This window comes from Pseudomonas sp. LBUM1662 (assembly GCF_059695915.1).
The window spans coordinates 3,768,860-3,783,935 of sequence record NZ_CP166793.1 but is presented as its reverse complement, the minus strand read 5'-3'; the positions used below and the strand labels follow the sequence as shown (position 1 = coordinate 3,783,935).

Here is a 15,076-nt window from a genome sequence, read left to right as displayed (position 1 = left end):
CTTTCTTCCTTGGGCCCACTCGGTTCTGCTGATCCGAATGGGCATGTCGCTAGGGTTTTCCATGTCCAGGGCGATCCCTTCGTCCTCGTAAGAGAAAGTCCCCGCGCGCAACCGTCACGAAGATCGCCCAGCACATGGGCAGCCAAGCGCGAGCGCATGGCCTGATCGGAATGAATGATGCGCAGCAGTGCGTTGGCCCATTGATGGTCGTACGCGGCCCGGCATACGAACATGCGCACACCGGGTTTTGTCCGTTTCCCCTAGCAAGCCGAGCTGCTTCTTGATCACCGACGCCACTGCCAGCGATGCCAGCGTCTTGTTTTTCCAGCGAACGACGATGGGCTCCACTCTGACGTCCCGACATGCCATCCACTGCCTCGGCAGGGCTGGCTCGATTGCCAGTGCAGTGGCAAGTCCGACCATCGACACCGAGCCGCTCACCACCCGCTCCGCGACCTCCTTTCTACGCACGCCGCCGGTGACCATCAGTGGCATGCGCGCTATTTCTCCTATTTCTCCTATTTTCTCTGCGAATTCGAGAAAGTAGGCCTCTCGAACCAGGCTGCTGCCGTCGCCGGTTTGTCCCTGCATGGCCGGGCTTTCGTAGCTGCCACCCGACAACTCGACCAGATCGACCGCCTTGGCGTTAAGCATTTCCACCACGCGAGCCGCATCCGCGGCATCGAACCCGCCGCGCTGAAAGTCCGCGGAGTTGAGCTTCACAGAGACGCAAAAGGTCGGTGCCACTCGCTGGCGAATGGCGTCGATGGTTTTCAATAGAATTTGCGCACGATTTTCCAGGCTACCGCCCCAGCGGTCATCACGCCGATTGGTCAGGGGAGAAAGGAATTGGCTGAACAGGTAGCCATGCGCGGCATGAATCTCCACGCCGGTGAATCCGGCTCGCTCTGCCAACACCGCCGCTTGGGTATAGCGCCCGATCAGTTCTTCGATCTCCTGTTCCTCCAAAGCCCTGGGCGGCACAAACGCTTTTGATAGTCCGGGAATGTCGACAGCAACCGCGGAGGGGCCCCGTGCCGATTGCCCCATTGAAGCCAACAGATTCCGTCCGGGATGATTGATTTGCATCCAGGCCTGGGCTCCGCGACTGCGTCAAGCATCGGCCCATAGCTTGAATTTGGCCAGGTGTTGATCGTCTTCAAGCACTACGCCAGCGGGACCGGTCAAGGCATGGCGGTCAACCATGACGTTGCCAGTGATGATCAGGCCGGCACCACCCTCCGCCCAACTCAGATAGAGCTTAACCAGCGCTTCCCCTGGAGCGTGATCCTCATTGGCAAGGTTCTCCTCCATGGCAGCCTTGGCGATTCGGTTTTAGCCAGAAGCGTAGATGAAGGTAGCCCGGCCTCAGCGTCGCGGATGAACCCCCACAGCAGTCGTCTAAGCCCAAGCATCCATGCATCCTGCGGGGCACCCTGAAGGTGGGTGCTGAGGCCATGCGGTGGCTTATCCATCAAACCCACCACCGCTCGGCACACACGCTTGAATCAGTCTTGATAGCGGCCTTGCTGGTCTCGGACCAATGCTGCTTCGGTGAAAAGAGCGACCGTACCTTGACCTGGGGGAGCAGCTTTGCCGGATAGCACTGCCGCCCGTTCAGTCCCCCGGCTGAGTATCACCGCATCTTGATATTGCATGCCCAAGTCATCAATTTGCGCTTTGAACGATTCAAAAAGCTTAGGAAGCTCCGAGTCCTTGTACCCGACGAAATATGCCCCTCCGTTTTCAGGCTCCCGATCGGCTTCATCCTCGCGGCCACAGAGCGAATTGGCGATGGTGATGATTGGAGGCAGTGAGCGGTAATTGCGCGTGAGCTTGAAATCCTTCACCCCAGCACGGTTGTAATAAGTGCTCAGAAACGAACCGTCAGCTCCTGCGAAGCCGTAAATGCCCTGGTTCACGTCACCAATGAGCGAGACATGGACTCCAGCCTTGATGAGCAATTCCAAGATAGCCTGATGCAAGGTGCCCAGGTCCTGGCACTCATCGACCAAAAGCTGCGGATAGCGCGCGCAAGATTGCAGGTTGCCCCACCAACGTTCGGTACACCCAGTACCGACCAAGCTCGTGCGTGTAGGCTCCAATGCGACCCAGGCGTTTGCGCGCCAATGTCGAGTACGTGCTGGACAGGCGTTACTGGAGTTCCGCCGGCGCTTCCGATGACAGCGAACCGGGGTTGACGCTGTCGACACCTCGGACTTATCTGCTGTCGGCGACTGTGGACTTCTGAGCAAGCAAGTTACATCGGCAATTGAATCAGGGCGGTGTGACACCGCCCTGATTGCTTTACACGCGTTACCGATCAAGCGTCGGGGATGCTTTGCAGGTCGCGGATCATCTGCTCGATGACCTTTCCTGCGTGTTCGCCATAGCCATCGGCGTCCATGTCGATCCGCCCTGAAATATGCTCGTTATGCTCATCCAGAGTGATCTCGAAAGCGACCCGGCAGGTATCGTTCGGCAATAGCTGCAGGCTAATCCACTGGTTGTCACCCAGGTCGATGCGACTGCCTTCGCTGCGTGAGTTCCAGGCGTTGAACAACTGGGGAAACGGCAGTTCGAAGCCGGCGGTACGCGTAGACATGCCTTCGGGATACAACGCTGCCGGTTCGATGTGCTGCCGTGTCGCGGCATTGATCACCGCCCGCTGCACCCGCTTGACCACTGTTGCCAGCGGTTCGTCGGGTTCATGCCGGGTACTGACCGGGATGGTATTGGACAACGGCCCCACCACAGTCTGAGCGGCAGCATCCGGGCGATTGGCGAAGGGCACTCCCGTCACCACGGTCGCGACCCCACTGACGGCACTGATTGCCCGTTGATAGATGGCCAGCAGCAGCGCAAACGGCGTCACGCGCAAGGTTTTGGCATAGTCCAACACCCGGCTGCGGGCAACGGGGGCGGTGAACTTCAGACTCTGCATGCGCCCCTTGCCGCTTGTGTTTTTGCTGCGCACTGCATCAAGTCCGTAGGGGCCTGTTCCCGGGTAGATCTCCAGCTGCTGCGCTGTGCTCACGAGCTGCTCCGGCAGGTGCAGCCCCTGGCAATAGTCGTTCCATTCCGTGCAGGAAACCGGGGGCAGGCCCCGGTAATACCGGGTGATGTCGTCGATCAACAGATCAATCGACGCGCCATCGCAGGTATAGATCCAGAAACCGATCCAGACATGCAGGCCAGCCGCGTCGACCGCCGAGGCGATGCGCAGCCCGGGTTCGCCGGCGTGCCGGGCGCGATAGGCGAGGAAGTCCTGATCGCTGAGCGTGGCCTGCACCTGGCCCAATTGCTCACGCAACGCCTGACGCAATGCCTGCTCAGTGGGGGCTCGGCCGATCAGGTGTTCCTGTTCCAGCTCGAACCGGGCCGCGAGGATTGGATGTCGCGCCAGGGTCTGGGCCACGGCATCGAATACTTGTGCCTGGTCACACTCTGCGCTGAAGTCCAGACGCAGGGCGCCGCAATAGGCGCGCCCTGTCTGGTCAAGCATCGCCCCGGTCCATTTTTCCCGCAGTCCCGCGACGCTGGACAGCGTCGTGAGGGGGCCCTTGAAGGGCGGGATCAGGTAGTTCTGATGCATGACGGTTTCCTAAGGCTGGGGGCTCGACGGGGCTGGCTCGAGCGCCAGGGCATTGCGTCCGGCCCATATCAGCAAGGCGCCCCCGAGCATGGCCAGCGCCGACACGGCGAAGGCGGCCACGAAACCGTTCGCGGCGATGGTCGGCACGCCACTGTTGTCAGAGACCGCCAGCGCCACGGCTGCCAGCAGGGTGACCCCGAACACCTGGAACAGTTGCTGAAGGGTGGTGGTGATGCCCGACCCTGCACCGGCGTCGGCCTCGCTAAGGTCGCTGGTGGCCAACGACTGGGCGACCGGGGCGACACAGCCGAAGCCGATGGAGGTCACCAGCATCGCAGGAAGCATTCCCAGCCAGTAGCTGTGCAGGGGCACGCCGAAGGCAAACAAGGCGAAACCCAGAGCCGAAATTGCCAGGCCGACCACGGCGGCGGCCTGCGGATTCCAGCGCTGCATGACGAACTGCGAAAGGAAGATCCCAGGGAAGAAACCCAGACAGAAGGGCAGCCACGCCAGGCCCGTCTGCATCGGCGTCAGGCCGAGATAGTCTTGCAGCAACAGCACGCCCAGATAGAACAGGGCGCCGGAGGTCGCTGCGAGAATAGCGACGATGGCGTAACCAGCCATGCGCGGAGAGCGCGTCATCAGGCGTGCCGGAATAATGCCGTTTTCCGAACGCTTGCAACGACGCAGTACCACCGCGATGCCCAAAACGCCCAGCAGCAGAAGCGCCATGCGCTGGCCAGGAAGATGCTCAATGCCAGAACCCATCACGGCCATGACGGTCGCGGCGACGGCCACGACCAGGATCAGCGCGTTGCCCAGATCCAGAGAGGTGGAACTGCGGTGGCTGAACTTGGGAATCATGACGGCGGCAGCCACGATCAGGAGCATGACAATCGGTACGTTGATCCCGAAGACCCAGCGCCACGAGAGATAGTGCGTCAGTACACCGGAGAGCAATACGCCGATGATCGAGCCCAGGCCGCCCAGTGCTGCCCAGATGCCAAACGCCTTGCCGCGTTCGGGGCCGGAAGGAAACAGCAGTGACACCATTGCCAGTCCGGTGGCTGACGCCAGGGCTTCACCGAGCCCCTGACCGGCACGGCTGATGATCAGCACGGTGGCGTCTTGGGCGAAGGTTGCCAGTAAGGAAAATCCGCCAAAAATCACTACGCCGACCTGAAAGGTGCGGCGCACCCCGAAGGCATCGCCGATCCGTCCGCCCAGCAGCAACAGCGAACCTGCGGTAATGAGGTAGGCATTGACGACCCAGGTCAGGGATCCGTCCGTGAGTCCCAAGTCGTGTTTGATCCGTGGCAGGGCGACGTTCACCACGGTGGCATCCAGCAGCAGAATCAACTGGATGATCGAGATGACAGCGAGTGCCTGCCATCGTTTTTCGTGCAGCGTTGTGTTGGTTGGTGTGTGCATCATGTTTATCCAATCCTTAGATTTAAAGAGGTGTCGACCGGCTTCCGGTCGGCATCCAGGGCTTTCTTCATGAGCGATCAGCCCATGGCGTGGACGTTGGCCAACGCCAATGAGTTACGGATCATTTTGATCCCGTGGGCGGTGCCGACGCTCTCGGGGTGAAACTGCACGCTTTCGATCGGCCGGGTACGGTGCCGCGCCGCCATGTTGACGCCATCGTCCGAGTACGCCGTGGCCACCAATGGGCTTGATGTTTGCGGCTCGGTGATGGCCAGCGAGTGATAACGCACCACAGTGACGGCCGACGGTACATCCTGGAAAACGCCGCGGCCGTCATGATGCACCTGGGCGTATTTGCCATGCTGGGTGGTCGGTGCACGGCTGAGCTTCCAGCCGAAATGTTCGCCCAGTGCCTGATGCCCCAGGCAGACACCGAAAATGGCCTGCTGCTCATCCATCGCGCGAATGATCTGCGGGTAGCCATGATCTTCGGGAGTGCCCGGCCCTGGACCCAGAACCAACAACTGCGGTTGCCACTGTCGATATTGGGCGATCGGATCATCGTTGACGCGAACGACCCGGGTTTCTGCACCCACGGCCGAGTAATACTGCTCGATGACATACACAAAGCTGTCGAAGGCGTCGATCAACATCACTTTCATGCGCAGGCTCCCATCGCTCGGGAAAACGACTTGATCTTCGCTCCCGCTTCATTCCATTCATCCTCGGCCTCGGAGTCAGCGACGACTCCCGCCGCCGACTGCAACACATAGCGTCCGGCGTTGCCGACAATGGTGCGGATTGTCAGTGCCAGCACCGCGCTGTTGGGCCCGGTGATATAGCCGACACAACCGGTGTACAGCCCGCGTGCGGTGCCTTCCAGCTCGGCGATGATTTCCATTGCGCGGACCTTGGGTGCGCCGGTCATGGTTCCCGCCGGGAAATTGGCCACGATCAGATCCCAGACATCGCATTGCTCGCGTACCCTGGTTTCCACAGTGGACACCAGGTGTAGCAAGGACCCGTAAGTGTCCTGCTGCATGAACGAACTCACCTGGACGCCCCCGGGAACCGCGCACCGGGCCAGGTCGTTGCGCGCCAGATCGACGAGCATCAAGTGCTCGGCGGCTTCCTTGGGAATCTTGTCCAGCGAACTGCCGCGCTGATCCTCCCGGCTCATGGTGCCGGCGATGGGCCGGACCTGGGCCACGCCGTCCTGCAGGCGGATCATCAGTTCAGGACTGGATGACACGACATGCAGGTCGGCAAGGTCGAGGTAGTACATGTAGGGCGCCGGATTGACCGTTGCCAGACGCTCGTAAAGATCGACCGGAGCAATCGTCGCGCTGGACACGGCACGCCGGCACAACTGCACCTGATAGATGTCACCGGCGCGGATGTACTCCTTGGCCCTTAAAACGGCGGCACAGAAGTCCTCGCGATCAGTGACGTCCTCGATCACCGCGACTTCAGTGCCGAGTCTTGCAACAGGTGCCGTCACCGGCGGATTGCGCAGCACGGCGAGCAGGGCATCCAGTTGCGCTGCCGCGTTGTCGCCGGCATTGAGTACGTCGATCCGCGCCGGACCTTCGGGAGCTTCGAAGCGGACGACATGCCGATAGACCCGCACCACCACCTCCGGGACATCTGGCTCGATGGCAATCTCCGGCAGGTTTTCGACAAACCGCGCGGCGCTGTAGCCCAGCGCCAGCACCAGCGGAAAGCCCTCCGGCAGGGCCAGCGTCTGGGTGACGCGTCGCAGGCGTTCGCACAGGCTCGCTTGCGAATTGTTCAGCAACTGCTCGCACGCGGCCAGGGCCCACTGGAACGGCGCACCGGTCGACAGGTGCCAGGTGTCGTTGACCAGTTTCAACTCCAACAACAGGTCGATCATGAAGGTGGTCTGGTTGCCGTCGACCGGCAGAAAACCCGCACCGGTCTCGAACAACGCCGGGCACGGATACAGCCCCAGCAGGCCTCGCCGCACCTGGGCGATCGGCGCCGCATCGCTGATTTCGTGGTGCTCCACGCTCCACAGGGGGATGGGTTGTAATGAGCTCACAGGGCGGGCTCCCGTTGATCGCGGATACGTGCGTGCTTCCAGGAAATGTAGGCACCGGTCTCGGTCCTCGGGTCCAGGTTCTGTGCCAGTTGCAATTGGACCGAGGTGCCGAAATGGCCGGCCATCTGCTCCTGAACCTCGGCCAGCGAACGCTCACCGATCCCTGCCACCATCGACACCTCGACATGGTCGCTGCCGTCGCTGGCGGAACAGATCCTGACCTCGTAGCCGGAGACCCACTCGGCCGCCGTCAGCACCGCCGACTCGATCAGAGCCGGGAGTACCTGGCGACCGGCCAGGGTCATCACATCACTCACCCGGCCAAAGACCCGCAGGCAACGCGAACGATTGCCGCATCCGCATTTTTCGGCAGAATGCAGGCTTGCCAGGTCGCCGGTGCGGTAGCGGATCAGCGGTTTGGCGCCGGGTACGAGCATCGTCAGGCACAGCTCGCCGATATCGCCGTCCATCCCGGGCACCGGAAGAATCTCCGCCAGATAGTTGGTCTCGGAAAAGTGCAGGTTGCCGTTCGGGCAACCGGTGGCCACCGCGTGGGCTTCCTGAGAGCCATACAGGCCGTGGGTGCAATGCGCATCCCAGACCCGGGCAATATTGCTCAGCATATGCGGCGTGCACAGTTCGCCCAACACCATGATCTGCCCGACTGCTGTCTCGCGCGGATCGATCCCCTGACTCACATAGAGGCGGGCCAGGGCCAGCGCGACGGCGGGTGAGCAGATCAGCGAGCGGACACCGAGGTCGTTGATCAACTGGGCGGCTTTGACCAGGCCGACCCGAGGGCTTTCCGGCCATAGCCGTACGTAAGGAATGCCCAGATTGCGGCAGACCTCGCCATAGGTATCGCCGAACGCGTAGAGCTCCGACGGCCCCATGATCGCGGTGAGGGCATGAGTGGTGCCGAAGGTCGACTGATACAGGTCGGCAACAGCCTTCTGTACATAGGCGCCGCTGGTTTCGACATCGATCGCCGCGCGCGGGCAGGGGGTTGGCAGCCCGGTGGTCCCGGTGGTCTCGTAGTACACCGCGATCTGGTCGAACGGCAGGCTGCAGACCGAGCGGCCCACGGCGCGCAGGTCGTCCTTAGTGGTGAACGGTACGCCGTCCAGCTCCGGCAAGGCGCTCGGACTGCCCGCTTGCGAGCGCAGGTGATCGGCATAGAACGCCGAGCGTTGCGCGACATAGCGCAAGACTTCCCCGGCCCGTTGCTGCCCGTTGGCCTGCAGCGTCTGCGGCGTCGTGCGTCCATCCAGGTAGGCGTCCACATCATCCAGCCATTGCTGGTGCAGGTTGTCTCTGATCATGACTGGGTCTCCGCGTTCAGGCACTTGGCGAACTCACCGATGGTCTCGGTGAGCATGAGGTCCTCCAGCTCAATGGGCTGTGACAACCTGGAGCCAAGTTCGACCTTGATCTTCATTGCCGACAGCGAGTCGCCGCCCATGTCGAAGAAGTTGTCGTCGGGCAGTACTGGCTGTCCGAGATGCTGGCTGATCACACCAATCACGATGCGCAGGGTGGATTGCGAAGCCTTGCCATTGGGTTCTTTCATGTCATTCCTCATGGTTTCTCGCAGGGCCAGCACATCCACCTTGCCGTTCTTCGACAGGGGCAAGCGGGGCAACGACTGGACAGTTTTCGGCACCATGTACGCGGGCAGCCGTTGGCTCAAGGTCAACGTGATTGCAGGCGCCAGTCCGGGCTCGCCGACATACACCAGGGCAATCTGTTTGGGATGCCCGTCGGGCCCCGGCAGTGCTATCGCACAGGCCCGCGAGACGCCGGCGCAGGACTCGGCGACGCCCTCGATTTCTCCCAGCTCGATGCGCAGACCATTGAGCTTGATCTGGTTGTCGATACGTCCGAGGATCTCGATTTCGCCGTTAGGCAGGTAACGCCCAAGGTCGCCGGTGCGGTACATGCGCCGCCCGCTGCGCGGGTGCTGGACAAAGGCCTTGCCGGTCAGTTCCGGTTGGCCGATGTAGCCACAGGCCAGGGAAACATCGCTCTCCACCAACATTTCCCCGGGCACCCAATCCGGGCAATCGGTCCAGTCGTCGGCCACGATGTGGTAGGCAGAGTTACGCATGGGCGCGCCGTAGATCACCGAACGCACTCGCTGGCCTTCTTGTTCGTCGATCTCGTGCAGCACCGACCAGTTGGTGGTCTCGGTGGGACCTCCGCAGGAATACAATCGCGCGTTCGGATACAGCGCCCTGGCGCGTGGCAACAGTGGCAGTGGAATCCAGTCGCCCGCCATGACGATGTTGGCCAGCGAATCTACCGCGCAGAAACTCCGTGCAGTTTCCGCAACACTGCACAGCAGGTCCATGATCGCCGGAACGCAGGCCCAGAAGGTCACGCCGTGACGCCGCTGGAGTCGTATCCAGGCATCGGGGTCCGGGCCCGCCGCCTGAGCTGGCACCACCACCGAGCCGCCGTGCAGCAGGGGGCCGAAGATATCGAAGACCGACATGTCGAAATGCAGGGCGGCAGTGGCCAGATGGCGAGTGGAGGCATCCAGGCCAAAGCGCTCGACGACGTCATAAACGTGGTTGACTACTGCGGCCTCCGGGATCTCGACACCCTTGGGATTACCGGTAGAGCCGGAGGTGAAGATCACATACGGCGAGTAGTCCGCAGCCAGAGGTGCGAGAGTCAGCTCCGTGTGCTCGGCAGTCCAGTAATGCAGGTCCTCATCGGTCAGTACCAGCCGCTGGATCTGCTCCGGCAACGGGGTATCGATACCGGCGATAACCGTGTGCACTCCGGCCTGCGACAGCACTGAACGAATACGCTCGGACGGCAGATCGATATCCACCGGCACATAACCGACCCCGGCCAGCAGGCAGCCATAGACAGCCGCGTAGTGGCCGCTGCCCTTGGGCAGGACGATGCCGACAAAACGTTCATCAGGGTTACGGGTGTGTTGGATCATCTTGCTGATCCGTGCTGCGGCCCGGCCGATTTCACCCCAGCTGTAGCTGCGCCGGGTATCGATCACTGCGGTTTCCCCGGCGCGCTCGGCAATCCGGGCCAGTAGCAGGTCACGCAAGTGAACCTGCGGCACGGGGGCCTGAGTCGCGTTTACGGCGCGGCGTACGTCAATCTGCGCGGCGGGGCGCAGGTCAAGCCAAGTGCGTTGCCAGATCTCGCTGTCGTCGGCCAGTTGCTGCAGCAATGTGCTGAATGCGCCGAACATCGACTCCACGACTTCGGGACGAATGACCCCGGTGAGGTAATCCCATTTGAAGTACAACGTGCCTTCGGATTCGCGCAGTTGCACATCGAGGGTGACTTGCGGTGTCTGCGAGACGCCGTAAACCTCTGGCCCAAGCAGCGCCGCATCATGGCGTCCTGGGTGCCCGAGCAGGCTGGTGAGGACGATCGGCATCAGTGGCGCGCCGCCACTGCGCCGGACCCGGGCCAGCTCGCGCAGCACCTCGACACCGTTGAACAGGCGATGATCCAGTGCCTGCCATATGGCGCCCTGCAGTTGCTGGCCACGAACCTCGAGGGTGTCGGCGGCCGCGGTTTCATAGGGCACCAGCAAGGTGTTGGTGAAGTCACCGACAACCTGGTCGATATCGGCAGTGACGGGCATCCGGTCGGAGACCGGGAAGTTCAGGGTGAAGCGGTCTTCTTCGCCCCAGCAGCGCAACACTTCGCACAAGGCCAGCGCGACCACGCCGGACGGAGAGATGTTGCGCGCCTGCGCCCGGGCCTGCAGTCGCTCCCAGGCATCGACGGCGAGGGTGCCTTCGTGTCGCTCGAAGTGCGACGTGCCGCTGAACTCTCCAGGCTCCAGTTGAGGCAGGCGCGGGGCTGCCGGCAGGTGATTGATCTTCTCCAGCCAGTATTCGCGGTCGGCCTGGTACTGGGCGCTCTTGAGCACTTTTTGCCGATAGGCGACGTAGTCATGGAAGCTGGTCTGCAGCACCGGCAGTTGTGGATCATCTTCCAGATACAGATCGATCAGGTCGGGAATGATCACCTGGAAAATCGACCAGGCGTCGGCGATCAACATGTCGATGCACAGATGCACCCGGCTGGCGCTGGCACTGATGCGACTGATGCGGAACTGGAACAGCGGCCATTGCGTGGTGCCGATTTCTTCGTTGGCCATGCGGTCGCGAACCGCATCGATCTCGCGCTCGATCTGCGCGCCGTCCAGAGCACTGAGATCGACATATTTCACCGCTTGCGTGCCGTCGACGTCGCCGATGCTCTGGCGGCCCCTGGCATCGATGGTCATGCGCAGCATTGGATGCCGTTGCACTAGCAACCCCACGGCACGGGTGAAACGCTCGCTATCGAGGGCTTGCACTTCCCACTCGAAATACCCCTGGCAGCCGACGCCGCCGTAGTCGTAGAACGAACCACGACCGATCCACAGCGCCTGCTGGCTTTCGTTGAGCTCGAACGGCAGCCATTGCTGCTCTGCCGGTAAGTGCTCGAACGTCGGCAACTGAGTGTTGTGCGAGGCATTGGCCAGGCGCACCAGATTCGCCAGAAACGGCTCCTCGAGGAACGCCCCCATTTGCACATGAATGCCATGCTTGCAGGCCATTTCGCCGACCATGCGCAAGGCGCGCAGGGAATCGCCACCGGCGTCGAAGAAGCTCGCCTCCAGCATGGCTTCGTCACAGAGCGTCCAGGCCAGCCAGCAGTCACGTACCGCGTGGTCTGCCGGGCTCTGCGGGACAAAAACGGTCTGGTTCGCATCGCGCTCGATCGGGCTGACCTGCAACGCGCTGTAGTCCACCTTGCCATTGCGCCCGAGGGGCAGGGCGCCGGTCACGATCTGGCCGGGTTGGGCGGCCGGGTGCAAGCGCGCGGCCAAGTGCTGGCGAACCCGGGCGACCACTTCTTTGGCACCGGGAGCCAGCTCCAGGAACAATGCCAGCGTCGCGCCGAGGTCATTGCTCAAACAATTGGCCGCGGCCTTCACCACGCCCGGAACTTGCAGCGCGGTGATCTCCAGTTCAGTCAGGTCGACCCGATGGCCGCGGATCTTGACCACGGAGTCGGTACGGCCAAAGATTTCCACGGTGCCATCGGCCGCCATGCGCGCCCGGTCGCCGGTGCTGTATTGCAAGGCCGACGTGGCGTCCAGAGTATTGCCACGAAAGGCTTTCCTGGTGTCCTCGGGATTGACATAGCCCACCGACAGCGTTTCGCCGGTGATGATCAACTCACCGACACAACGGGCCGGTAGTTGTTGGCCATTGCGGTCGACCACGTACATCCGGGCGCCAGGAATCGCGCGGCCTACCGAGGGCAGCAAGGTGCGGCGCGGGGCGCTTAGGTCTTCGATGGAGACTACGGCGGCTTCTGCGGAGCCGTAGACATTGATCACCCGGTAGCCGAGGTCGCTCGGCGGCCATTGCTTGCAGCGTTCACCGGCGATCAGCATGGTGCGCAGACCGGTTCGGGTGCTCGTGGCCCACAATGCTTCGGCAATGGAAGTCATGGCCAGTGTGTGGTTCATGTCGCCTTCAAGCAGCCAGCGTGCCAGCAGGTTGACGTCCTGCAGCACCTGGGGTGCAGGGATGCATACCGTGCCGCCGGCACACAGAACCGGCAGCGGGTCGACTTCGACCATCCCGTAGCCGGGCGACGACAGCCATGAGCCGCGGCTATGCTCGCCAAGTCCGGCCTGCTCGATGACAGCGTCGAGGGTCGCGGCCATCCCCCGATAGGACAGGCAAACGGCTTTGGGCCGTCCGGTACTGCCGGAAGTCCCGGCGATAAAACAGGCTTCATTGGTGCTGTCGACCCACTTGCCGTGCTCCCAATCGACGAGGGTAGGATGGACCTGCACCTTATCGATATCCAGCAGCGGAAAGGTCAGCAGCTCGCGTGCGCGTTCGGTGGTGCTGCCGGCGGTCAACACCGCATGCGGACTGCACTCTTCGATGAAGGCACGGATGCGTTCATCAGGATGCGCCGGGTCGATCAGCACGCAGGTACCGCCCATGCGTTGCACGGCGATGATCGCGGCCAGATGCTGCCAGCCGCGTTCCAGGAACAACGCCAGGCGCGGGCTCGAACGGCGGGAGGTGACGCGCTCGCGAATGTGCTGGACCAATGCCTCGGAGGCGTTCCAGAGTTCGGCGTAAGTCAGGGTGCGATCGCTGTTGTCATCGATGATTGCCGCAGCCGAGGGTTTGCTCTGCACATGCCGGTAAATGCGCTCCACGAGAAACTGGCGCTCGACGGCTTCGGCCGGGGCCGGGCAGCCCGGTTGGAGCGCGGGCGCCGGCAGGGCCTTGGAATCAAGCACACGGGCGCAGGCGAAGGCCACCAACTCCAGTAATTCCAGGCTTAACGCCGGGGTCATGTAATCGCTGCGTACCGACAGTTGGCAGCGGCCCTCGTGCACCAACAGCCAGACCGGTGTTTGCGCCGCTGGCAGGTGCTTGCCATTGCTGATCTCGATATCGGCCCGCAATTGCGGCTCGCCATGGGACGCTTCGACACTGTTGCGCAATTGCGAGATGTAGTCGCGAGCGTCTTCTGCAAGGTTCAATGTCATGCAATCGACGCTGAGCAGTGACGGCTTGGCGTCATCATGGATTGCCAACGTCAGCCGGCCTTCCGGACTGAGCAGGTAGCCCAGAACCGCGGCGACCGTGACCATGTCATTCATGGTGGCCGTCAGGCCAGCGGGCAAGACGATCTCTTGCTGTTCTCGGGTGTTGTCCGCTGATTGCCCGGCCTGTGGCTGCGCAAACGCGTCCCAAAGGCTGCGCTCACTCCCTGACAGCGATTGTGGCGCTTGGGGTACTGATGTCATGTCGTCCCTCATCTTGTTCATGCTTCCCTGTTTTCACGCTGTGAGTTCGTTTTCGATCTGGTGAATAGCCCCGATCTGCTCCGCCAGAACCGTGGCAGCCTCAAGCACGGCTGCACGTTCCTGGTCAGTCAGTGTCGAGGCATCGACTGCGATGACGCGTTTGCTGCCCTTGGCCGCCGTGTGCCAGGTTGCGGCGGCCCGGCCACCGATGAGCACTACCGGCCGGCCGTTACCGGCCGGGTCGTAGCCGCCGATGCGTTCCAGTTCAAGGCAGTCGCGCTGCCTGGAACCGGGCGCATACCCCATGACCAACGGGTCCCAGGCCGGCAGAAAGCGGATCTGCTTGCTCGCGGGTTTCTGCTCGCGTTGCAGGAACTGCTCAAGACGCGCTTTCCCATCCTCGCTATGCCACATCTGATCGGCGACCTGGCAGGCTGCGCAGGCTTGAAGCAGCGTGCGCGCGGTGTCCTTTGAAACCGCGAGCCACCAGGCGAGGTCATCGACCGTGACCGGTCCGTAGTGCTCGACGTAGCGCCCAGCGATGTCACGCAGCAACGAGTCGCGGTCCAGTGGCACACCGTCACCCGGCAACAGGCCTTCGGGTGCAGCCGAATACAGCCAGCGATTCGACCAATGATTGGCCGCCGGTATGCGAACCAACGCGCCGTCATAGGTCGCCACTGACGTCAACGCCCGCGCCTGGGGCGCCGGCAGTTCGAGGGCACTGGCGATGTCTTGCAGACGCACGGCGGCGCCTGTGCTCAAAGTGATCAGCGCCGGCAGCAGGCGTCGGTAATCGTCCAGGCCAAGCCCGACGTCCCGTAGCCGCCACTCGTGGTTGGCCAACGGCAGGCGAGTGGCCGCAAAGACGTTGCCTGCCAGCTCGCCGGGCAGCAGGAATTTGGAGCGCCGCATACCCGGGATACGCAACAACTCGCTGTCGTTTTCTTTCGCCAGTAGGCTCTTGCGATCGAGGTTTTGATTGCGTGCCATGACCGCCAGCCAACTGGTGGGCCGCGCCGAATAAACGCCGACATAGGCCTGTGCTATCTGTGCCACCGTTGCTTGTGCCAGGCGCTCGAAGTGTTCCGACACCATCCATTCCCGCAGGAGAGTGTCGGTGAGGCCATTGCAGGCAGTTCTAATGCTCATATGATTCTCGATTGGCTCT

The 15,076-nt window shown here is 62.3% G+C and carries 9 protein-coding genes and 2 pseudogenes; 1 reads left to right on the top strand and 10 read right to left on the bottom strand.

What is annotated here, in order from left to right:
• Nucleotides 1–60 precede the first annotated feature (60 nt).
• The 3 genes and pseudogenes from ACA049_RS16900 to ACA049_RS16890 form a co-directional block, all read right to left on the bottom strand.
• Nucleotides 61–257 (bottom strand): annotated as a pseudogene (locus tag ACA049_RS16900) (TetR/AcrR family transcriptional regulator); the annotation flags it as partial.
• A pseudogene (locus ACA049_RS16895) lies at nucleotides 241–1,329 on the bottom strand (NADH:flavin oxidoreductase/NADH oxidase family protein); the annotation flags it as partial. The pseudogenes ACA049_RS16900 and ACA049_RS16895, both read right to left, overlap by 17 nt.
• Nucleotides 1,330–1,508: 179 nt before the next feature.
• Complete coding sequence (locus ACA049_RS16890; RefSeq protein ID WP_497328442.1) at nucleotides 1,509–1,985, bottom strand: hypothetical protein; 477 nt, start codon at nucleotides 1,983–1,985, stop codon at nucleotides 1,509–1,511.
• 119 nt (nucleotides 1,986–2,104) lie between these two features.
• Between ACA049_RS16890 and ACA049_RS16885 the strand changes: the two genes are divergently transcribed.
• Nucleotides 2,105–2,251, top strand: a complete 147-nt coding sequence (locus ACA049_RS16885) for a hypothetical protein (RefSeq protein WP_497337023.1) — start codon at nucleotides 2,105–2,107, stop codon at nucleotides 2,249–2,251.
• Between the two features lie 72 nt (nucleotides 2,252–2,323).
• On the opposite strand, the gene ACA049_RS16880 is transcribed toward ACA049_RS16885, so the two are convergent.
• The 7 genes from ACA049_RS16880 to ACA049_RS16850 form a co-directional block, all read right to left on the bottom strand.
• Complete coding sequence (locus tag ACA049_RS16880) at nucleotides 2,324–3,595, bottom strand: condensation domain-containing protein (protein WP_497328441.1); 1,272 nt, start codon at nucleotides 3,593–3,595, stop codon at nucleotides 2,324–2,326.
• Nucleotides 3,596–3,604: 9 nt separating this feature from the next.
• Nucleotides 3,605–5,029: an MFS transporter gene (locus tag ACA049_RS16875; protein WP_346609076.1), complete on the bottom strand. Its 1,425-nt coding sequence runs from the start codon at nucleotides 5,027–5,029 to the stop codon at nucleotides 3,605–3,607.
• A 74-nt stretch (nucleotides 5,030–5,103) separates the two neighbouring features.
• A complete protein-coding gene (locus ACA049_RS16870) occupies nucleotides 5,104–5,688 on the bottom strand; it encodes an aminodeoxychorismate/anthranilate synthase component II (protein WP_134660331.1) in 585 nt (194 codons plus the stop codon).
• Nucleotides 5,685–7,088 (bottom strand): anthranilate synthase component I family protein, encoded by a 1,404-nt coding sequence (locus ACA049_RS16865; protein WP_497328440.1) that lies wholly within the window; start codon nucleotides 7,086–7,088, stop codon nucleotides 5,685–5,687. Before ACA049_RS16865 ends, ACA049_RS16870 begins: the two co-directional genes overlap by 4 nt.
• Nucleotides 7,085–8,410 (bottom strand): phenylacetate--CoA ligase family protein, encoded by a 1,326-nt coding sequence (locus tag ACA049_RS16860; RefSeq protein ID WP_497328439.1) that lies wholly within the window; start codon nucleotides 8,408–8,410, stop codon nucleotides 7,085–7,087. Before ACA049_RS16860 ends, ACA049_RS16865 begins: the two co-directional genes overlap by 4 nt.
• Nucleotides 8,407–13,905, bottom strand: coding sequence for an amino acid adenylation domain-containing protein (locus ACA049_RS16855; protein WP_497328438.1), 5,499 nt, complete (start codon nucleotides 13,903–13,905; stop codon nucleotides 8,407–8,409). The genes ACA049_RS16860 and ACA049_RS16855 overlap by 4 nt, the downstream gene beginning before the upstream one ends.
• 33 nt (nucleotides 13,906–13,938) lie before the next feature.
• Nucleotides 13,939–15,057 carry a DNA glycosylase AlkZ-like family protein gene (locus ACA049_RS16850; RefSeq protein WP_497328437.1) on the bottom strand — a complete coding sequence of 373 codons (1,119 nt, stop codon included), beginning with the start codon at nucleotides 15,055–15,057 and terminating at the stop codon, nucleotides 13,939–13,941.
• Between the last annotated feature and the right edge of the window lie 19 nt (nucleotides 15,058–15,076).

What these genes read in the sequence shown, in the direction of transcription:
- ACA049_RS16880 (WP_497328441.1), bottom strand. Translation starts at nt 3,595, where the DNA reads ATGCATCAGAACTACCTGATCCCGCCCTTCAAGGGCCCCCTCACGACG.
- ACA049_RS16870 (WP_134660331.1), bottom strand. Translation starts at nt 5,688, where the DNA reads ATGAAAGTGATGTTGATCGACGCCTTCGACAGCTTTGTGTATGTCATC.
- ACA049_RS16860 (WP_497328439.1), bottom strand. Translation starts at nt 8,410, where the DNA reads ATGATCAGAGACAACCTGCACCAGCAATGGCTGGATGATGTGGACGCC.
- ACA049_RS16875 (WP_346609076.1), bottom strand. Translation starts at nt 5,029, where the DNA reads ATGATGCACACACCAACCAACACAACGCTGCACGAAAAACGATGGCAG.
- ACA049_RS16855 (WP_497328438.1), bottom strand. Translation starts at nt 13,905, where the DNA reads ATGACATCAGTACCCCAAGCGCCACAATCGCTGTCAGGGAGTGAGCGC.
- ACA049_RS16885 (WP_497337023.1), top strand. Translation starts at nt 2,105, where the DNA reads ATGCGACCCAGGCGTTTGCGCGCCAATGTCGAGTACGTGCTGGACAGG.
- ACA049_RS16850 (WP_497328437.1), bottom strand. Translation starts at nt 15,057, where the DNA reads ATGAGCATTAGAACTGCCTGCAATGGCCTCACCGACACTCTCCTGCGG.